Here is a 19,530-nt window from a genome sequence, read left to right on the forward strand (position 1 = left end):
TTTTTGTTGGGGTAAATTTAATCTGGTTTTTCTACGGTACCCGCGGGGGTATATCCGAAGAATTTTTTAAAGGAACTGTAAAATAGTTTAGGACTGGAGAATCCAGATTTATAAGCAATCTCCATAATATTGAACTCTCCTTTTTCCATCAGTTCCCGTGCGTAATTAAGGCGGGTGAACTCCATGAAATCCTGTGGTGAAAGATCCACAAGGCTCTTAAGCTTCATAAACAGTGTATTGCTGGATATGCCCACTGATGCGCTTAGGTCATGAACGGTATAGGTTTCGTTCTTAATATTCTGAATGATATTATCTGCAAGATTAGCTATAAAACGCTCATCACTTTCACTCCTGTACTCCCCGGGAATATCTTCAATATGCGATCTCACGTAGCTGTTTCTGATATTTCGCTGCCATTTCAGTATTTCCGTGATCCTGGTCAGCATCAAGTTGATATCTATTGGTTTCCTGATGACTTCAGAAAGACCTTCCAGCTGTTCCTGCGCAAAGGTCACATCTTCATCTGCAACCATAAAAATACTGATGTGATTAAGGCCGATATTCCTTTTCAACATTTTGGTTAGCTGGAAAGCATTCATATCGGGTAAAACGGTAGCCGAAATAATTATATCGGGAAAGATCATTCCAGCCTTCTCTATTCCCTCTTCGGCTGTGGATGCCTGGTAGATCTGGCAATATTTGCCAATATTCCGCATCAGCAGTTCCTTGGTTTCCTTGTCATTTTCGATAATAAGGATCTTGCTTTCACTGAAATTTGTCAGTTCTGCTGGAAAAACAGTTTTCGGATTTGTTTTCTGTTTTTGAGCCATTAAAACTTTCGCGGCTCTTTCAGGCACCTTTCTGTAATCCTGTTTTCTATTCTTCAGAATAGCGGTAAAAGTTGAACCTTCATTCTTTTCAGATTCAAAATTAAAGCTTCCACCACTCTGCTGAATAAGCTCTCTTGCCTGAAGGATAAAATTCAGCCCGTTATCGTTCCTGAATTTCCTGCTTTTAGGAGGAGCAGTTTTCTTTTCGAGAATTCTAAGGTGCGAAGGCGGTATTCCGAGTCCGTTATCTGTAATCTGCAGCTTAAGGTCTCCAACACTGGTTTCGATAAGATTTACAATGACCTTTCCTGATTTATGAAAATAACAGGCACTGCTTGAAACCAGACTGAAAAGGATCTTATCGAGGTATTCCCGGTTATAATAGAACACATTTTCTCCCCACTGGTCATTTAAACTGATCTCCAGGGATTTATTTTCAAACAAAGGTTCGATTTCGCCTAAAAGTGCCGGGATATGCTGATGCATATCGATCCTGGAAATTTCATAGACAGATTCTTCATAATTAAAATTAAGGATTTGCTGAAAAAGCTCATCAAATCTTGCCGCATAACGCTGCAGGTCTTCGGTTTGTTCTTCTGAAGCCGTTTCAGAAATCTTGTTCAGTGACTGTACAGCGTTTTCTATGGGTTTTCCAAACTCTTTTTTAAGCTTATTCCTAAGTTCCGCTCTTGCCGCACGTTCTGCAGACCTGGATCTTTTTATAAAAACCACAGCGAATATGAGGATCATCGCTATGATTCCAATTCCCATGAACAGGTAAACTGAACTGATGGTCGCCCCGGCTTCCTGAACATCAATTTTCAAAGTTTTCGGATCACTCCAGGCTGCATCGCCCAGCCTGCTTTTTACCATAAAATCATAGCTCCCTGCAGGAAGGCTGGCATAATTTACCGTTTTCACCGACGAAGGTTCACTCCATTCATCATCAAAACCCTGAAGCTTCCATGAATACTGAAGGTCTTGCGGATTAAGATTCGAAATTCCCTTAAAACTTATCCTGAAGTTATCCCGATTTGAAAGTTCAATGTCATTTTTACCTGCCAGAGAGAATTCTTTCTTCTTATTATCTTTCGAAGCCACTTCCAGATTCTGCAGTTTCAAATCAGGTTTAAATTCAGATTGGGCAAGCATGCTGCGCGGTTTGAAAACATTCAAACCTTTGACACTTCCCAAAACATAGCTTCCATCCTCAAGTTCTGAAAAACCGGTAGTAAGCTCTGTACTTGTTAATCCGTTCAGTTCAGTAAAAACCTTGAGGTTTTTGGTTGCATCATCATAGAAAGCGAGTCCCTTATCAGTAGAAATCCAATACTCGTCATTGTTCGTCCATTTCACGGCAACCACGTTGTTTGAAGGAAGTCCTTTGTCTTTATTCAGTTTTTCATAGGTTTCCGAATCAAAATCATATAGCAACAGACCTTCGCCATCGGTCGCGATAAGGCCAATACCTTTATTGGTAATCTCAAGATCATTGATATCATAATAGGTAAGTTCTCCTCCTGCATTAAGTTTTGTAAGATCGGTGATGCGACCAGAATAAGGATTTAAAGAATGAATACGACTTTTCGTCGCCACTATAAGGTCTTTAGGACCAAGTTCAGCCATGGCCATCACATTTTTTATAGGAAAAGTCTTTATTTGTGAATTTGCCAGGATCTCGGTAAGAAAACCGTCGTCTCCACCAATCCAGACATTCTCTTTTGAATCGACAAACAATGACTGGGCAGATTTTATGGGAGTTTTATACAGGGCGTCAATGGAATAATGCGCTCTTAACAAGGTGTTTATATTCACTTTATACACCCCGTCATTTGAAGTTGCCACCCATACATGTTCGTTCACAGAAGCCAGATTGGTAACATTATCTGGCGCTTTAAAAGTTTTTTCGAAATTGAGGTTTTTAATATGCCTCCAGCTTTCGTTGGCTGAGTTCCAAATACTCAGACCTTCACCACTGCCCACCCAAATGTTGCCATTGGAATCTTTTACCAGTGCAGTTACAAAATCATCGGCGAGGCTTGAATATTTCGAAGGATTATGTACCAGTCGTTTCACTCCAAAGGTGGTAAAATTCTGAAGAAAGAGTCCTTTATTGGAGACCATCCATAAAAGATTCTGCATGTCAAGATAGGTGGTATAGATATTTTCAGGATATGCGGGAGAAGGACCCGAGATCAAATCCATATCCTTACCCAAACGTACGATCCCAGCTCCATTGGTAGCCACTATAACCTGATCACCAAATTTTTGAAGCGAAGTGATTTCTGCCTGTGAAGCTGCATAAGGAAGAGTATAAACCCGGTTTATTTTGCTGAACTGGAAATCTGAAGTATAAAGGCCATGATCTTTCGTCCCGATCACAAGTTTATCATCCAGGGCAAGAACAGTGGTTATTTCAAGGTTCTGATAATAACCGAGATCTTTTTTATCAAATTTTCCTGATTCCAGGTTAATGGTGATCACTCCGTTGGGTCCGGCAACCGCTATTAAATTTCCGTAGCTGACGATCGAGGAAGCCATTGTATTTTCAGAGATAAATCGCGAGAGCGAGAAATCTTTTTCTTTAGATGAAATATCCAGCTTAAAAATTCCATTTTCGGCAGCGATCCACAACTGCTTACGATCATCTTCAAACATTTTATAGATTTTCCCGGTACTATTGCTTACAAAGTCAAAAGCGTCCTGCTGCAGATTATAGACTGCCAGGCCTTTCTCCCCGGCTAGCCAGATATGATCAAAAGAATCGGTGTAAGTAGTTAAAAGTTCCTGCCCAAGTTCTTTGGGAACTCCCTTAAAACGATTGTAGATCTGCATTTCGGCAGAATTGTACCTGATCACCTTTAGCGGTGTGGTGATCCAAAGATTTTGATCTAAATCCTGCTGAATGGAAACTTTTTCTGCCCTTTCAAAAGGTTCTACAGATTTTATCCGCTGAACCGACCGTACATCCTGCCCGGTAACCGTACCGGCAATTCCCCACATGAACATAAGGGAATACAGAATCTTCAATTTAAAATGCCCCAAATCCTAAATTTTTAATTATGTAAACAAGGATAATTTAGGAATTATCAAAGTGATAAATCCCTGTTTCATAAAGTTTTGAGGGAGATTTATTAAGATGATATTAACAAGTGATCGGGAGAATGAAATTTCTTGAACAAGCTTATTTTATTATAGTTTTCAGAGATTTTTAAATTCTTTAGGAGGAGCAGTTTCTTTGCAAGGCTCGCGAAATGGAGGTTTTTTAGCAAGTCAAAAATGCAAAAAAGGCTAACCATTATACAAACGCATAATAAGTTAGCCTTCGAATTACCTTTTCAGGCAATTACATCTATAAAAGTAAATCAGCTTAGTTTAAATTCCAATGTAAAAATGAAAATTGGTAAATATTACGGGATTTCTTCTATTTATTATTTTCAGAAGCAAAACTTACCGGGTGACATTCTATAGAAGTTTTCATTTTGGTGGCCTGTTTAGGTGACATATAGGGAATTCCTAATCCCATTCCTCGAATAATAAATAATACTCCCATTATAGCGATCATTACAGGAATGGCCTTTTTCATATTGTTCCGCATTTTTACCGATACAAAATTGCCGGCCCATACCACAGCAGTCATAAGGGGAATGGTTCCTAAACCAAAAATTGCCATATAGGCTGCTCCTTCCAGCATTCCCTGTACGGCAGTCGCTCCCAGAACGGCCATATATACCAGTCCGCAAGGCAGCAATCCATTTAGAAAACCAATGCTAAAAAAAGTATCCGGACGCTTTTTTTTCAGCTCAGCTCCTATCTGTGATTTAATCTTTGAAATTCCTTTAAAAGCCGGATTCATAAGGCGGTCAAGCCCTTTTTTTCCTGCCGGAATAAAGATCAGGGAAAGCATGACCAGGCCAATGATGATCGATAATTTCTGTTGAAGTCCGAAAAGGGAAATGCTCTTTCCCAATAATCCGAAAATGGCGCCAATAAGAGTGTAAGAAAAGATCCTTCCGGCGTGGTAAAGAAAGATCTGTAAACCTTTTTTAAAATTATTATTCCGGTCTACGGGCAAGAGAAAAGCTATTGGACCGCACATTCCCATGCAGTGAAAACTTCCCAGAAGACCAAATATGAGTGCTGTAAAATACATTACCAGGATAATTCTTTTCGTACCAGGTAATCTTTATTATTACTGGTCCAGGCTATGTTCATATTCCAGCGTCCGGCCAGTAATTTATCTGCCTGAACCAAAACCTGGTTCGCCTGCATTTTCGTGAGTGAAACCGTAAAATCCAGTTTTTTGTCAGAAGGACGATATAAAGTAACCTTCCCAACAATATCTTCAGCTTTTACTTCTTTCGGAAAAGTAATGAGCCATCCGTTATCAGATCTTTCCACCTTCACTTTTTCGGAAAGCCCGAAAGCGTTTTCTTCCGCATTGATATCCTGCTGATAATGAAGTTCTGCTCCATAGTAATCTTCAGTTACCAGGTCATGATCAAAATCCTTACTCCCCAGCATCTGCACCACGAAGAACATAATAAATCCTATAAATCCTGTCATTCCCAGTACGATGCCGGTTCCCCAATTTATTTTTATTTTCATCTTCAGATATTTTTAATTATAACTCCGCGGTCCCATAAAGGTGGTGCGGGTAGTTTCGATCAACTGATTTTTATTATAAACACCAATTTTAACTTCATCTTTTTCATCCTTCAAAAGCGACCTGTTGATATTTATGAAAAGAGTTCCTTCTGAAAGCCCATTGGCAGGAACATGAATTTGGTCATTTTTCACGATCTCTATATCACCTTTAGGTGAAAGAAGCTTGAAATGCACATCGTTATATTCCAGGTTGGTTTTATTGATAAGCTTAAAAGTGTAAACATTGCTGATCACATTGCCGGCTTTATGCTCGTATAATTGTCCGGGAAGTCGCAGAATATCTGCTTCGAGATCACTTCTAAGAAAAAGTAAGCCAACAAAAACTGAAATTAGAATTCCCAGAACCGTAGTATAGCCTTTCATTCTTGGTGTAAACCGGAAAGGTGCTTTTTTCTGAATATTCTCCTCGCTGGCATATCGAATGAGGCCTTTTGGAAGATCTACAGCTTCCATCATGTGGTCACACGCATCGATACAGGCGGTACAATTCACGCACTCCAGCTGAGTCCCATTTCGAATATCGATCCCTGTAGGGCAAACCTGCACACATTGCATACAATCAATACAATCACCTTTCCCCGAAGCAGCGCGATCTTCATTTTTCTTAAATTTCGCTCTTCCTTTTTCCTTTTCTCCGCGTTTGTGGTCGTAGGCAACAACTATAGATTTGGTGTCTAAAAGAACTCCCTGTAAACGACCGTAGGGACAGGCTATAATACATACCTGCTCGCGAAACCAGGCAAAAACAAAATAAAAAACAGAGGTGAAGATAAGGAGGGAAAACAAAGTACTGAAATGCGCCTGCGGACCTTCTTTGATATAAAGCAGCAACCTCTCACTCCCAATAAGGTAAGCCAAAAAAACATTGGCTATGAGGAAAGAAACCAGGAAAAAGACCGTCCATTTCAATCCTTTTTTCCTGATTTTTTCCGCATTCCAGTTCTGTTTATCCAGCTTGATCTGTTTTCCACGGTCTCCTTCGATCCAGAATTCGATTCTACGAAAGACCATTTCCAGAAAAATTGTTTGAGGGCATATCCAGCCACAGAATATTCTTCCGAAGGCTACGGTAAAAAGAAGAATGAAAACCACACCTATCAGCATTATTATCACAAATAGATAAAAATCCTGTGGCCAGAAACTTGCCCCGAAAATATTAAAACGGCGTTCGAGCACGTTAAACATTAAGAACTGCTTCCCGTTTACTTTTATAAAAGGAGATATGAACAGAAATGCCAGTAGTAAATAACTCACAATTTTCCTGTATTCATAGAGTTTCCCCGATGGTTTGCGAGGATACACCCATGAACGTTTCCCTTTACTGTCTACCGTTGAGATACTATTTCTGAAATTTTCGTCCACTTACTTTTTTATTCTATGGTTTGTATTGCTTTAATACCGGTATTTGCTTTTATAGAATCTGTTTGTTTATCTGGCTGTTCCTGTTTAGGTGCATCGGGATCTACCCATAACTCTCCCTGAGGTTCCTTCGGGCTGGCAGGTTCAGTGCCATGAAGACTAAGCACATAACTTGCTACCTGGGCACGCTCTTTTGGTGTTAATTCAGTTTTCCAGGCTACCATACCTTTACCGGCACGGCCTCCTTCAGAAATAGTATGAAAAACATTCTTAATTCCGCCACCATTGATCCAGTAGTCATCGGTAAGGTTAGGACCTATTCCTCCTCCACCGTCCATTTTATGACAGGCGAAACATTTTGTTTCGAAAATCGACTGTCCGGCTTTAAGATCTGCTTCACCGGTAAGCCGTTCCACAGTATTCATGTCGATAAGATCATCAGCATTCTTTTTGTATTCCTCTACTGCAGCTTTAGCTTCAGCCATTTCCTGGTTAAATTCTTCTATCTGCGTAGTGCCGTTAAAAATGTGGTATCTCGCCAGATACACAAAAGCGAAAATGATACTGGCATAAAAGCCATACAACCACCACGGCGGAAGGTTATTGTCAAGTTCGCGTATTCCGTCATAATTATGATCCAGAACGATCTCATCTTCCTTTTCAACCGGTTTGCGGTCTATGAGCTTTCTATAGGTTTTTTTAAGCCAGTTGCTGCGCTTCTCTTCTTTGGCAGCCATAAAAGCGTCATAGCTTTCCTTGGCTTCAGGGGTCAGCGACCTATACAGAAGGCTTCTTAAAGATGCTACAGAAACTTCAATAGCAATAGCTATAAACACTATTACAGCAAGAATGAGCCATAAAACAGGATAGGCCTGGTAGGGCGATTGGTCACCCACGTCCAGCGTAAGGTCTATAAGAACAACTGCGAGTGCGGTAAGCCCTGTAATTCTTAATATGGAAAAAAATAATTTCATCGGTTAATTTAATTAATGGTTAGGTCAAGGCTGTTTTCCTGATCGGCTTCCTCTTTTTCCAGAGGAAGCTGGCTAACTTCATTTATATATTCTTTTCTTGCTGTCACTACCCAAAAAAACAGCGCTGCAAAAAAGATGAAGAAAATGAGCAGGGAAATGATTGGATAAATGGCAACGCCATCTATACTTTCCAAAGGTCCTTTTACATATTTAAGCATGATGTTGTATTTTTTTAGTTAGTGACATTTGAAAGATCTTCAGCTTTGATATCGGTTCCCAATCTTTGCAGATAAGCAATAAGAGCCACGATCTCACGGTCTTTCATTTCGGTAAATTCCTCTCCATTTTCGCGGGCAATTTTTTTGTCGGCTTCATAAGTAGATGCAAAATCGGGATCGGAGTATAAACTCTCTTCGATTTTTGCGCCCTGGGCTTCCATCGCTTCCTGTGCCTTCGCGATCTCTTCATCGGTATAAGGCACACCAAGATTTTGCATGGCCCTCATTTTATCTTCAGTATTAGACTTATCCAGTTTATTCTTTATAAGCCATTGATAGGAAGGCATGATAGAACCTGCTGAAGTACTTCGGGGATCATACATATGGTTAAGGTGCCAGTTATCGGAATATTTCTTACCTACCCGGTGAAGATCGGGGCCCGTACGTTTACTTCCCCATAAAAACGGATGGTCATATACGTATTCGCCCGCTTTTGAGTATTCTCCATAACGTTCAACTTCACTCCGGAAAGGACGGATCATTTGTGAATGACAACTCACACAACCTTCCCTGATATAAAGATCCCTGCCTTCAAGTTCAAGGGGCGTATATGGTTTAACACTCGAAATCACCGGCACATATTCATCAACCATCAACGAGGGAATGATCTGCACCATACCTCCTATAAGAATTGCAATAGTGGCGTAAATGGTAAGTTTTACAGGACGTCTTTCAAGCCAGGTATGCCATGCTTCTCCCCTGGTACGTTTTTTAGTAACCTTTTGCAGGGCTTCTGCTTCGGCCAGCTCATCTTCTACCGGGCTGCCCTGTTTTACGGTTTTTATAATATTATAAAGAAGGATAAAAGTTCCGAAAATGTACAAACTTCCTCCTATGGCGCGCATCCAGTACATTGGCATGATCTGCTGAACGGTCTCTAGAAAGTTTCCATAGGTTAGGGTTCCATCGGGATTAAACTGTTTCCACATAGAAGCCTGAACAAATCCAGCGACATACATCGGCAGGGTATACATTATGATCCCCAAAGTTCCAATCCAGAAATGCGCGTTGGCAAGTTTTGTTGACCAAAGTTTAGTTTTGAATAATCGGGGAACGAGCCAATACACCATTCCAAAGGTGAGGAATCCGTTCCATGCCAGTGCACCAACATGCACGTGGGCAATGATCCAGTCACTAAAGTGAGCGATGGCATTCACGTTTTTAAGGGAAAGCATAGGGCCTTCAAAAGTTGCCATACCATAACCCGTGATCGCCACTACCATGAATTTCAAAACAGGATCAACCCTAACTTTATCCCATGCTCCGCGAAGGGTTAGCAAACCATTGATCATCCCACCCCAGGAAGGGAATAACAACATCACTGAAAAAGCAACTCCAAGGTTTTGCGCCCATTCAGGGAGTGATGTATATAGAAGATGGTGTGGTCCTGCCCAGATATAAATAAAGATCAGGGACCAGAAGTGAACAATAGATAATCGATAAGAATATACCGGCCTGTTTGCCGCTTTCGGAACAAAATAGTACATCAATCCCAGGAAAGGCGTAGTAAGGAAAAAGGCTACCGCGTTATGCCCGTACCACCATTGCACCAGTGCATCCTGAACTCCTGCGTATACCGAATAACTTTTTAGAAAATCTACCGGTAATTCTATATTATTAAAAATATGAAGCACAGCCACGGTAACGAAGGTGGCCAGATAGAACCAGATCGCCACATAAAGGTGTCGTTGCCTTCTCTTGATCATGGTACCAATAAGGTTAATTCCGAATGCTACCCAAACCAGCGCAATAGCGATATCAAAAGGCCATTCAAGCTCGGCATATTCTTTTGAAGACGTAAAACCAAGCGGCAGGGTGATCGCAGCACCAACAATAATGAGCTGCCAACCCCAAAAATTGATGTTGCTCAGGGCGTCGCTAAACATTCGCGCTTTAAGCAAACGCTGGGTAGAATAATAAACTCCGGCGAAAATGGCATTTCCAACAAAGGCAAAAATGACCGCATTGGTATGTAAAGGTCTTAACCGACCAAAACTTAGCCAGGAGATTCCACTGGTAAGCTCCGGAAATAAAAATAAGAAGGCGAGCAGCAAACCCACGCTCATCCCAATAACACCCCAGAAAAGGGTCGCCACGATAAATTTCTTTACGATCTTATTATCGTAGTAAAATTGCTGTACTTCCATAGTTTATTTATTGATTACTCTTTTTTGATGTTTCCTTTTTTTTGGTTTTTACCTCATCATCAAATAACATTCTTACCGAAGGTGTATAGACATCGTCATACTGACCGCTCTTCACCGAAAAGATGAAGGCCACAAAAAAGATCAGCGCAACAACAAGACTAACAGCAAGTAAGAGATAAATGATATTCATGATTATTCGAATCTGGGCGTAAAAATATTTTTATGAAAGCGGGTAAAAAATGACAATTATCAGCTTTCAGTTTTTTTAAAATTGAGGCGCTTACCGAGCCAGTAAGAGCAAAAAGTGGTAAAGGCCACGATACTTACCGAACTTAGCGGCATAAGGATCGCTGCATAGACAGGCTTTAAATTGCCGGTAACCGCAAATCCAAGCCCAATTAAATTGTAAAGAAATGAGAGTAAAAAACTGATATAGATAACACCCACAGCTTTTTTTGAGATTTTGAGCAATTCCGGAAGTTTTCTAAAAATACTTACATCCATAATAGCATCACAGGCAGGGGAAAAGATATTGATGTCTTCTGAAACGGCTACTCCAACATTGCTCTGAGCCAGAGCACCGGCATCATTCAACCCATCGCCAACCATCATTACCTTCAGCCCCTTTTTCTGAAGATTTTTTATGAATTCCAACTTATCTCCAGGCCTTTGATCGAAGAACATTTGAGTTCCCGAAGGTAAAAGCTGTTCCAGCTGTTGTCTTTCTCCTTCATTATCGCCGGAAAGGATATACAATTCTTTATCTTTTGAAAGTTCCCTGAAGATCTCACCCGTTCCTTCGCGGTAAGAATTCCTGAAAGTGAAGCAACCTTTATAATCGCTATCACTACTAATATGAACCGAAGTTTTTTCGGCTTCTGCCAAATTAGAAACTTTATAATCCACAAAATTGGCAGAACCGATTTTCATTGACCTTGCCCCGTCTTTTATAGCAATTCCCTGGCCGGCTACTTCTTCAAATTGTTCCGGGACCTTGATGCCATTTTTTTTCAGGATGTTATACAATGAACGGCTGAGCGGATGACCGGAGGCCCGAAGACTTCCCGTAAGAAGTTGCAACTCTTCTTCATTTAAAGCCATACCGGCATAATTCACTTCCTGTTTTGAAGTATTGGTGATGGTACCGGTTTTATCAAAAACTACAGCGTCTATTTCAGCCAGCTGCTCGATCACTTCAGCTTCTTTAAGGTAAAAACCTTTTCTTCCGAAGATCCTCAGGATATTTCCAAGAGTAAAGGGAGCAGCCAGCGCGATGGCACAGGGGCAGGCAATAATGAGAACCGCCGTAAAGGCATTTCCCGCTTTGGAAGGATCTGCAATTAACCAGAAAACCCCCGCTATTAAGGCAATACCAATAACTGCAAGCGTGAAATATTTACTTATTTTATCGGTTATCGAATGGTAGCCTTTATTTTTATTTTTCCTGAAAACTTCATCACTCCATAACTCGGTGAGGTAACTTTGTTTAACCGGTTTAAGGGCTTCGACCTCTATAAGACCTCCTTTTTGCCTTCCGCCTGCGAACAATTTATCTCCCGCCACGCGATCTATAGGTTCTGCCTCTCCGGTCACAAAGCTGTAATCTATAGTTGCAGCTCCACTGAGAAGCACAGCATCCATGGGAACCAGTTCTTCATTCCTTATTAAGATCCTGTCGCCTTTTTCGATCTTATAAACCGGGATTTGTTCTTCAATATCTTTACCTTCAAATTTTGATATTCTTGTTACGGCAATAGGAAAATAAGAGCGATAATCCCTTTCGAAAGAGAGGTAAGAATAGGTTTTCTGCTGAAAATATTTCCCTAAAAGAAGAAAGAAAACGAGGCCACTGAGACTGTCAAAAAATCCCGTTCCGGTATCGGTGATTATTTCAAAAAAACTACGAAAAAAGAGCACAAATATTCCCAGAGCAATAGGCACATCTATATTTAGAATTCGGGATCGGAGTCCTTTATAGGCAGAGATAAAATAAGAGTTTGCCGAATAAAAAACCACTGGTAGTGAAAATGCGAACATGAGCCAGCGAAAAAGGTATTTGAACTGGTCCAGCCAGAATTCCTTTACCTCAAAATATTCGGGAAAAGAAAGGAACATTATATTACCGAAAGCAAATCCCGCCACTCCCAATTTAAAGATCAGGGAACGATCGATTTGTTTTTCAGGTTTTTCGTAATTCTCAAGTGAAATCGAGGGTTCATAACCTATACCGGCCATCAGCGCGACGACCTCTTTTAAAGTGACCTTTTCTTTGGAAAAACTTACGCGGACTTTCTTTCTGGGAAAATCTACCGTTGAGCTCTGAATTCCCGAATGAAGCCTGTTCAGGTTTTCCAGGATCCAGATACAGGAACTGCAATGAATAGTTGGAATATGCAGGCTTGCAATTTGTTTTCCCGCCTCGTCGAAATCCAGCAGCTTTTCCACGATCTCCTCATTATCAAGAAAAGAAAAATCTACTTTTTTCCTTTTTTGAGAAATACCTGGCCTTTCCTGAAGTTCATAATAATAAGAAAGGTCATTGGTTTCCAGGATCTCATAGACCATTTTGCATCCGTTACAGCAAAAATGCCTTCCTGAAAATTCAAGAATATCTATACAGTCTTCTCCGCAGTGATAGCATTTTTCCATATACGAAAACTATTGATGGATAACGAGAATAGGAAGCGAATTCGCGGTAGTGGCAAAAACTCCATGCCTGGCATGAAGCAGACGGTCACATACGCTAAGATTTTTTCCCAGAACGACAATCATGTCAAAACGGTCCTGGATTTCAGAAAGAAGACCTTCGGTAAAGATCTCGCTTTCTGCCATCTGCAGGGCCTGGACATTAGCATTTTTCATTTCAGACGCCACTTCTTCCTTTATAGCCAGGGCGTTATTCCCGGCATGTTTTTCATCGAGTTCGATCAGGGTGATCTGTGTAGCGCTGATATATTTTTTACTTTCAAGAAGCTGATGTACCTTTTTACCAGACAGCACGCTGTAATCTACCGGCAGCACAAGTTTATCGGCTTTCTCATATTTACTTTCCCCGGGAACTGCCATGATGTTGCATCTAATCTTTCGGATCACCTCGTAAGCATGGTCTCCCAGAATAGGGTGGTGATGCACTTCATGACTGGCCATCCCGATGAAAATAAGATCAATCTTTTTTTCATCCAGCGCCTTTCTCACTGCGGTTATAAGATTTTCTGAAGAAAGAACATAGCTGAAATGATGATTTTCATTACGAGAATATTCTTCCAGGGAAGCAATGCCATCCTGGAGCTTTTCCCAGGTATGCAGCAGTTGATTTTCAAGCTTTCCGCTGTTGGTTTTTTTGAAGTTGAAGTCCTGAATGTTAAGCAGATAAAAGTTTACTGAAAGATCCTGAAGGAAGTCTACAGCATACTTTCCAGCATTTTCCGATACTTTCGAGAAATCAGTTAGGAGCAATACATTCATTGGTGTTCACTTAATAAAGCGAAATTAAGGGAACACCTCAACGGGAAAAATGACGAATGTCAGTTCTTGGAGTTATAGTCTGAAAAAAATATTAGCGCACATTCTTAAGTGCTTCAGAATCAATAAGTTTAATGTTCCTTCCTTCAATCTCAATGAGTCCCTCTTTTTTAAATTCGGAAAGAGTTCTGATGAGACTTTCAGGAGCCATCCCGGCAACTCCGGCAAGATCGGCCCGGGAAATACGAATACTTTTCAAAGGGTGCTTTTCAATTCTTTCGGCAAAAAGAAGAATGGTATTTGCCGCTTTTTTTCGCACGGAACCATACGCCATATCCATTAGCTGTTGTTTAAGTTCAGAAAGATTATTATTTAGAACTTCGACCAGCTGAAGGGTGACTTTTGGGTTGTTAGATAATATCTTCTGGAATTCCTCACGGGAAACAGCATAAAGCTGTGTGTTTTCCATGGCGGTAGCATAATCTTCGTAGGAACTTTGCGGATCACTGCCCGGATTTCCGAAAAAATCATCCTGTTTGTAGAGTTGCGTGATCAATTCTTTTCCCTGCCTGTCCATTCTATGGGCTTTCACAACTCCTCTTCGTACCAGGTAGAAGAAATTTGACTGTTTTCCCCTTTCATAGATCATTTCGCCTTTCTTGTATTCCTGTAATTTATAACCGCTGAAAACATCACGAAGCTCCTGAAGATTATTTAGGTTTCCTTCTGTTTTCTTAGGTGCTTCCTTCCTTTTAAAGGAATTAAGAATGGCCATTTTTGCAAGGCGACTCTCTATGGCACTTAAGAGATCTTCTTCTTCAAAGGGTTTGGTGAGATAATCATCGGCTCCGAGGTCCATTCCTTTACGAATGTCTTTGTGTTCGGTTTTCGCGGATAGAAATATAAAAGGGATATTTGCTGTTTCCGGATCTTTGCTTAAATTTTCCAGCACGCCATAACCATCAACTTCAGGCATCATTATGTCGCAAATGATGATATCGGGCTTATATTGCCTGGCTTTATCTATACCAGCCTTACCATTAGAGGCAGTGACCACCTCATAATCTGAAAGTTCCAGTAATTCAGCCGTATTTTCTCTTACCGTTACATCATCTTCTATAAGCAAAACTTTTTTCATCTTTTATCCTTTTTATTCTTATCAGCCCATATAAACCGGTACTTCTACCTTAAACCTGGTGCCTTTATTTTCTTCGCTTTCAAAACTTATACTTCCTCCCATATTTTCAAGATGGGTTTTGGCGATATTCAGGCCAATACCAGTACCCTGGTCCAACAGCGCATTTTCTGCCCTGAAATATCTTTCAAAGATATGCTTCTGATCTTTCTCTGGTATTCCGCGGCCCTGATCTTCCACTTCAAAAAGAATTTTATCGCCTGTAAAGGCTGTATTGAATTTAATTACGGTATCCTCCGGTGAATATTTCACCGCATTGCTCAGTAAATTAGAAAGAATAAGTTCCAGGATTTTCTCATCCTGGTGCAGCATTACATCTTCGATATCTTTGGGATAAATTATTTCCTGACCCGTTTTAAGGGTAATATTCGCGTTATATACCACTTCATTTATGAGCCTTTTAAGGCTGAAAGAAGTGTATTTATATTGTCCTTTTCCGCTATCCAGGCGTTCAATAGACAAGAAATCGTTGAGAATATTGTTCAGGTAATGCACTTTATTGCGAATGGTTCCCAGGTGTTTCTCCCTTTTCTCCTGCTGGTCTTCTTTTCGGTATTTTTCTATAAGGGTTGCCGATGTAAGAATGCCGCTAAGCGGAGTCTTGAATTCATGAGAAACCAGTGAAAGGAATTTCGTTTTTAGCTCGTTGAGTTCCTTTTCTTTTTGCAGGGCATTTTTAATGCGTTTTTCGGCTTCCTTTCTTTTGCTTATCTCCTCTTCCAGATCCAGGTTTAACTTCTGAAGATCTCGAACACTCTGCCGTAGTTCTGAAGTACGAACTTTAATCTTTTCTTCCAGCTCATTATTCAGTTCCCTTATCTGCCGCTGAGTTTCTTTTCTAACACTAATATCAATAACCAGCGACATCACGTAATCTTCGCCATCCATCCTGAAGGGATTCAATCCGGCCTCAACGGGAAAACGTCTTCCGTCTTTTGTTACGCCATGCAGATCACGCCCGTGGCCCATTTGCCTTTTTTCGCTATGGTCTATAAAATTATTAAAGTGATGGTGGTGATTTTTATGATATTCTTTGGGAATTAAAATATCAAGGTGTTTACCGGGAAGCTCGCCTGTTTCATAACCAAACATGCTTTCGGCTGCGGCATTCGCAGTAACGATAATTTGTTTCGAATTTACCACTATGATCCCCTCAGAAGCTGCCTGAAAAAGAACATTGAAAAGATTGGAATTATCCAAAAATGATTTATCCAAACCTGTTTATTTAAGGTGTTGTCTCGTTTTTTAAACGGGAACTAAGGTAAAAATTTTTAAGAATATTTTTACATTAAGTCTGAATGAAAACTGGAAAATTCTTCATTGGCGAGGTGAGTCTTCGTACCAGTCGTCAAAAGTTTTTTCAGTGTGATACTTATCGGTAAGGATTTTAAACACACTAAGCATAAAAATCACCTGTCCTATCACGGTAAGGTAAAAGACAATGGGGAATGCCACATTAGCCGATGAAAGTACTACCAGGCTTACCAGTATTAAAGTCGATATGGAGAGTAAAATTATTCCGGTCCTTTTCATTTTTTTCTTTTAAAATAAGAAAACATTCCCTGGATTTTTCTTAAGGTTTAGCTAAATAAGAATTTTTTAAATCTTTATTATACCACATGATACCGGTCATTTTTTTTAGAAAAGAATTTAACTACTTTTAATTGTTATAAAACATAGGCTGTTATGAAACGTATTTTAGTCCCGGTAGATTTTTCGAAATATTCTGAATATGCTCTCAAAGTTGCGGCACAGATCGCCAGAGATCTGAAGTGTGAAATAATTGTAGTTCACATGATGGGGTTAAGCGAACCTTTACTAACCCGGGATGAAGAGCGTGAAGTTTTCAACGCGCTAAGCTACATGCAAATAACCAAAGAACGATTCACAAAATTCCTTGACAAACCCTATTTGAAGGGAATTACGGTAATTGATGTTGTTCATAATGATAAAAATTTCAGCGAACTTGATGAAATAGCCACTTCCCGAGATGCAGGTTTGATCGTTATGGGTTCCCATGGCTTAAGCGGAATGAAAGATATTTTTGTAGGATCAAATACTGAAAAAGTAGTTCGTTCTTCTGAAATTCCCGTTCTGGTAATTAAGAACCATATTCCGGATTTTAAGATCAAAAATGCCATTTTCGCCTGTGATCTCAAGGACGATTACCTCAACTCCTTCCAGAAAACACGAAAATTTCTGGAACCTTTCAACGTACATCCCAGACCTCTTTTTGTAAATATCCCTGAACGTTTTCTGAGCAATCGTGAAATGGAAGCCATGGCTTCAAATTTTCTTATGGATGCGGGAATTGCTGATGCTGATATTTTTACCGAGGTGGATTTTTATTCAGATTATACCCTGGAAAGCGGGATCTATCATTACTGTGAAGAGAGAGATATCGACCTCATCGTAATTCCTACCCACGGCAGGAAAGGTCTGGCTCATTTTTTCTACGGAAGCATTGGCGAAAATGTGGCTAATAATGCCAAAATTCCGGTGCTAACCATTAAGATCTAATATTTTAATGCGCCAAGGGCAATTTCGATCATTTTCCTGAAGCTTGTTTCCCTTTCTTTCGAGGTAGTGCTTTCTTTGGTTACAAGGGAATCTGAAATAGTGAGAACACTCAATGCGTTTACTCCATATTTAGAGGCCACCGTGTAAAGCCCTGCTGTTTCCATTTCAGCACAAAGAACCCCGTATTCTGCCCATTTTGTATAGAATTCCGCTTCATCTTCATAGAATTGATCAGAAGTTAAGACATTTCCCGCATGGAATTTTATATTATTTTCTTCTGAAAAAGTGATCGCCTTTCTAAAAAGCTCATAACTCACCGTGGGAGAATAACCGGCATCGGCAAAAACGGCGCGGTTAATAGCCGAAGTGGTAGAAGCCGTCATCGCGATCACAATATCGTAAAGTTTGATCTCCTTTTGAAAAGATCCGGCACTTCCAACCCGAATCAGATTTTTAACCCCATAATCTTTGATAAGCTCAGTGCAATAAATTAAGGTAGAAGGAACACCCATTCCCGTTCCCTGAACAGAGATCTTGGTGCCATTTACAGTGCCGGTATATCCCAGCATTCCGCGCACATTATTATATATTTTCGGATCTTCAAAAAAGTTTTCGGCGATCCATTTTGCCCTGAGCGGATCACCCGGTAACAAAACATTTTCAGCGATCTCGCCTTTTTTGGCTTCTATATGTATACTCATTATTATTTAGGCTTCTGAAACTATTTTTTTTCCTGAAGAAGTACCAATTCGGCTTACTCCAAGTTCTATATATTTTTTTGCGGTCCCGGCATCTCGTATTCCTCCTGAAGCCTTTATTTTTAACTTTTCGCCCACTACCTCTTTCATGATCTTTACATCGTCAAAGCTCGCGCCGCGGCTTCCAAACCCGGTGGAGGTTTTCACAAAATCGGCATTCGCTTCCATAGCCGTTTCACAGGCTTTCCGGATCTCGTGTTCAGACAGGTAGCAGGTTTCGATAATTACTTTAAGAACACTGTCTCCAATAGCCTTCTTAATGGCAGCAATTTCATTTTTCACCTTTTCCCAATGCCCGTCTTTGGCATACCCGAGATTAATCACCATATCAATCTCATCGGCTCCGGCCTTTACAGCCTCCTCTGCTTCGGTAATTTTAGCTTTTGAAGAAGAGGCTCCCAAAGGAAAACCTACCGTAGCTGCGACCTTTACTTCAGAACCGGCTAATTGTTCTTTTGCAAATTTTACATAGCAGGTATTCACGCAAACGGCATAAAACTTAAAAGAAACTGCTTCTTCGCATAAGGTCTGAATATCCTTTTCTGTAGCTGTGGGAGTAAGGAGAGTATGATCTATAAATGTATTTAGATCCATATTTCGTGGCGGTTTAATTTAAAAGGAATTTCAAATTTAGGACTACTAAGTTAAGTCAAATATGATACATATCAGTTAAAGATCTTTTTCTGTGCAGATGAAGATTTCAAATTATAGAGGACATTTTTATCCTTTTTATCCTTTTAATGACAATTATCATATTTTATCCTCTGCTTCCCAGCTACTTTTGGATAGAGTTTATAAAAATTTAACCCTTATGAATTATTTGAATAGAATCTTAGGAATTATTGGCCTTACAGCACTTCTTGCCTGCGGAGGTCATGACGAAAAAAAAGAAAAGGATAACGATGATATCCAGTTAGGTAATTACGAGAGTTCTTCTGCTCCTAAAGAAGAAAAATCAGCTCCCGCAACAGCTCAGGTAGACATGAGCGACAAAGGTATCGGACCGGTAGAAAATGTAGAATTATCTGATGAAATAGATATGGACCTTGCCAAAAAAGGTGAAACTATCTATAGCAATAATTGCACTGCCTGTCACAAGCCTACTAAAAAATTCATCGGCCCGGCTCCAGTTGGAATTTTAGACAGACGTTCTCCAGAATGGGTGATGAACATGATCCTGAATCCCACCGAAATGTTACAGAAAGATCCAATCGCAAAACAGTTGCTGGTAGAGTACAATGGTTCACCCATGGCTGATCAAAACCTGACCGAAGATGAAGCAAGGGCTGTTTTAGAGTATTTCAGAACCTTAAAATAATCTAACCTTCTAATACTTCCA

General features: G+C 40.2%; 17 protein-coding genes. 2 read left to right on the forward strand and 15 right to left on the reverse strand.

What is annotated here, in order from left to right; genetic code table 11:
• Positions 1-17: 17 nt before the first annotated feature.
• The 13 genes from C7S20_RS03225 to C7S20_RS03285 all read right to left on the reverse strand — a co-directional run bounded on the left by C7S20_RS03225 (position 18) and on the right by C7S20_RS03285 (position 16,446).
• Positions 18-3,875: a hybrid sensor histidine kinase/response regulator transcription factor gene (locus C7S20_RS03225; RefSeq protein ID WP_159039860.1), complete on the reverse strand. Its 3,858-nt coding sequence runs from the start codon at positions 3,873-3,875 to the stop codon at positions 18-20.
• 379 nt (positions 3,876-4,254) lie between these two features.
• Entirely contained in the window at positions 4,255-4,983 is a 729-nt protein-coding gene (locus C7S20_RS03230) for a sulfite exporter TauE/SafE family protein (RefSeq protein WP_107011126.1), read from the reverse strand.
• On the reverse strand, positions 4,983-5,438 hold the full coding sequence (locus C7S20_RS03235; protein WP_227009090.1) for a FixH family protein: 456 nt from the start codon (positions 5,436-5,438) through the stop codon (positions 4,983-4,985). The genes C7S20_RS03230 and C7S20_RS03235 overlap by 1 nt, the downstream gene beginning before the upstream one ends.
• 12 nt (positions 5,439-5,450) lie before the next feature.
• Positions 5,451-6,860 carry a cytochrome c oxidase accessory protein CcoG gene (gene ccoG, locus C7S20_RS03240; RefSeq protein WP_107011127.1) on the reverse strand — a complete coding sequence of 470 codons (1,410 nt, stop codon included), beginning with the start codon at positions 6,858-6,860 and terminating at the stop codon, positions 5,451-5,453.
• 8 nt (positions 6,861-6,868) lie between these two features.
• Complete coding sequence (locus C7S20_RS03245) at positions 6,869-7,831, reverse strand: cbb3-type cytochrome c oxidase N-terminal domain-containing protein (protein ID WP_107011128.1); 963 nt, start codon at positions 7,829-7,831, stop codon at positions 6,869-6,871.
• An 8-nt stretch (positions 7,832-7,839) separates the two neighbouring features.
• Positions 7,840-8,049 (reverse strand): CcoQ/FixQ family Cbb3-type cytochrome c oxidase assembly chaperone, encoded by a 210-nt coding sequence (locus C7S20_RS03250; protein ID WP_107011129.1) that lies wholly within the window; start codon positions 8,047-8,049, stop codon positions 7,840-7,842.
• A 14-nt stretch (positions 8,050-8,063) separates the two neighbouring features.
• The gene (gene ccoN, locus C7S20_RS03255) at positions 8,064-10,256 is read right to left on the reverse strand and encodes a cytochrome-c oxidase, cbb3-type subunit I (RefSeq protein ID WP_107011130.1); all 2,193 of its coding nucleotides are present in this window, start codon (positions 10,254-10,256) and stop codon (positions 8,064-8,066) included.
• Between the two features lie 7 nt (positions 10,257-10,263).
• Entirely contained in the window at positions 10,264-10,446 is a 183-nt protein-coding gene (ccoS, locus tag C7S20_RS03260; protein WP_107011131.1) for a cbb3-type cytochrome oxidase assembly protein CcoS, read from the reverse strand.
• Positions 10,447-10,505: 59 nt separating this feature from the next.
• Positions 10,506-12,905, reverse strand: a complete 2,400-nt coding sequence (locus tag C7S20_RS03265; protein WP_107011132.1) for a heavy metal translocating P-type ATPase — start codon at positions 12,903-12,905, stop codon at positions 10,506-10,508.
• A gap of 9 nt (positions 12,906-12,914) precedes the next feature.
• Positions 12,915-13,721, reverse strand: a complete 807-nt coding sequence (locus C7S20_RS03270) for a universal stress protein (RefSeq protein ID WP_107011133.1) — start codon at positions 13,719-13,721, stop codon at positions 12,915-12,917.
• Positions 13,722-13,812: 91 nt separating this feature from the next.
• Positions 13,813-14,856, reverse strand: a complete 1,044-nt coding sequence (locus C7S20_RS03275; RefSeq protein WP_107011134.1) for a response regulator — start codon at positions 14,854-14,856, stop codon at positions 13,813-13,815.
• 21 nt (positions 14,857-14,877) lie between these two features.
• Entirely contained in the window at positions 14,878-16,128 is a 1,251-nt protein-coding gene (locus C7S20_RS03280) for a PAS domain-containing sensor histidine kinase (protein ID WP_107011135.1), read from the reverse strand.
• Positions 16,129-16,230: 102 nt separating this feature from the next.
• A complete protein-coding gene (locus tag C7S20_RS03285) occupies positions 16,231-16,446 on the reverse strand; it encodes a hypothetical protein (protein WP_107011136.1) in 216 nt (71 codons plus the stop codon).
• Positions 16,447-16,599: 153 nt separating this feature from the next.
• Here C7S20_RS03285 and C7S20_RS03290 point away from each other — a divergent pair, with 153 nt between their 5' ends.
• Positions 16,600-17,433 (forward strand): universal stress protein, encoded by an 834-nt coding sequence (locus tag C7S20_RS03290; RefSeq protein WP_107011137.1) that lies wholly within the window; start codon positions 16,600-16,602, stop codon positions 17,431-17,433.
• Here the strand turns inward: C7S20_RS03290 and deoD are convergent.
• Both deoD and deoC read right to left on the reverse strand, forming a co-directional pair.
• Entirely contained in the window at positions 17,430-18,134 is a 705-nt protein-coding gene (gene deoD / locus C7S20_RS03295) for a purine-nucleoside phosphorylase (protein WP_107011138.1), read from the reverse strand. The genes C7S20_RS03290 and deoD overlap by 4 nt on opposite strands.
• A gap of 6 nt (positions 18,135-18,140) precedes the next feature.
• Positions 18,141-18,785 carry a deoxyribose-phosphate aldolase gene (deoC, locus tag C7S20_RS03300; protein WP_107011139.1) on the reverse strand — a complete coding sequence of 215 codons (645 nt, stop codon included), beginning with the start codon at positions 18,783-18,785 and terminating at the stop codon, positions 18,141-18,143.
• Positions 18,786-19,002: 217 nt separating this feature from the next.
• On the opposite strand from deoC, the gene C7S20_RS03305 reads away from it, so the two are divergent.
• Positions 19,003-19,509, forward strand: coding sequence for a c-type cytochrome (locus C7S20_RS03305; protein ID WP_107014078.1), 507 nt, complete (start codon positions 19,003-19,005; stop codon positions 19,507-19,509).
• Positions 19,510-19,530 lie beyond the last annotated feature (21 nt).

This window comes from Christiangramia fulva, from assembly GCF_003024155.1.
Classification (GTDB): domain Bacteria; phylum Bacteroidota; class Bacteroidia; order Flavobacteriales; family Flavobacteriaceae; genus Christiangramia; species Christiangramia fulva.

What these genes read in the sequence shown, in the direction of transcription:
- C7S20_RS03230 (WP_107011126.1), bottom strand. Translation starts at nt 4,983, where the DNA reads ATGTATTTTACAGCACTCATATTTGGTCTTCTGGGAAGTTTTCACTGC.
- C7S20_RS03235 (WP_227009090.1), bottom strand. Translation starts at nt 5,438, where the DNA reads ATGAAAATAAAAATAAATTGGGGAACCGGCATCGTACTGGGAATGACA.
- C7S20_RS03245 (WP_107011128.1), bottom strand. Translation starts at nt 7,831, where the DNA reads ATGAAATTATTTTTTTCCATATTAAGAATTACAGGGCTTACCGCACTC.
- C7S20_RS03250 (WP_107011129.1), bottom strand. Translation starts at nt 8,049, where the DNA reads ATGCTTAAATATGTAAAAGGACCTTTGGAAAGTATAGATGGCGTTGCC.
- ccoN (WP_107011130.1), bottom strand. Translation starts at nt 10,256, where the DNA reads ATGGAAGTACAGCAATTTTACTACGATAATAAGATCGTAAAGAAATTT.
- ccoS (WP_107011131.1), bottom strand. Translation starts at nt 10,446, where the DNA reads ATGAATATCATTTATCTCTTACTTGCTGTTAGTCTTGTTGTTGCGCTG.
- C7S20_RS03265 (WP_107011132.1), bottom strand. Translation starts at nt 12,905, where the DNA reads ATGGAAAAATGCTATCACTGCGGAGAAGACTGTATAGATATTCTTGAA.
- C7S20_RS03270 (WP_107011133.1), bottom strand. Translation starts at nt 13,721, where the DNA reads ATGAATGTATTGCTCCTAACTGATTTCTCGAAAGTATCGGAAAATGCT.
- C7S20_RS03275 (WP_107011134.1), bottom strand. Translation starts at nt 14,856, where the DNA reads ATGAAAAAAGTTTTGCTTATAGAAGATGATGTAACGGTAAGAGAAAAT.
- C7S20_RS03285 (WP_107011136.1), bottom strand. Translation starts at nt 16,446, where the DNA reads ATGAAAAGGACCGGAATAATTTTACTCTCCATATCGACTTTAATACTG.
- C7S20_RS03290 (WP_107011137.1), top strand. Translation starts at nt 16,600, where the DNA reads ATGAAACGTATTTTAGTCCCGGTAGATTTTTCGAAATATTCTGAATAT.
- deoD (WP_107011138.1), bottom strand. Translation starts at nt 18,134, where the DNA reads ATGAGTATACATATAGAAGCCAAAAAAGGCGAGATCGCTGAAAATGTT.
- deoC (WP_107011139.1), bottom strand. Translation starts at nt 18,785, where the DNA reads ATGGATCTAAATACATTTATAGATCATACTCTCCTTACTCCCACAGCT.
- C7S20_RS03305 (WP_107014078.1), top strand. Translation starts at nt 19,003, where the DNA reads ATGAATTATTTGAATAGAATCTTAGGAATTATTGGCCTTACAGCACTT.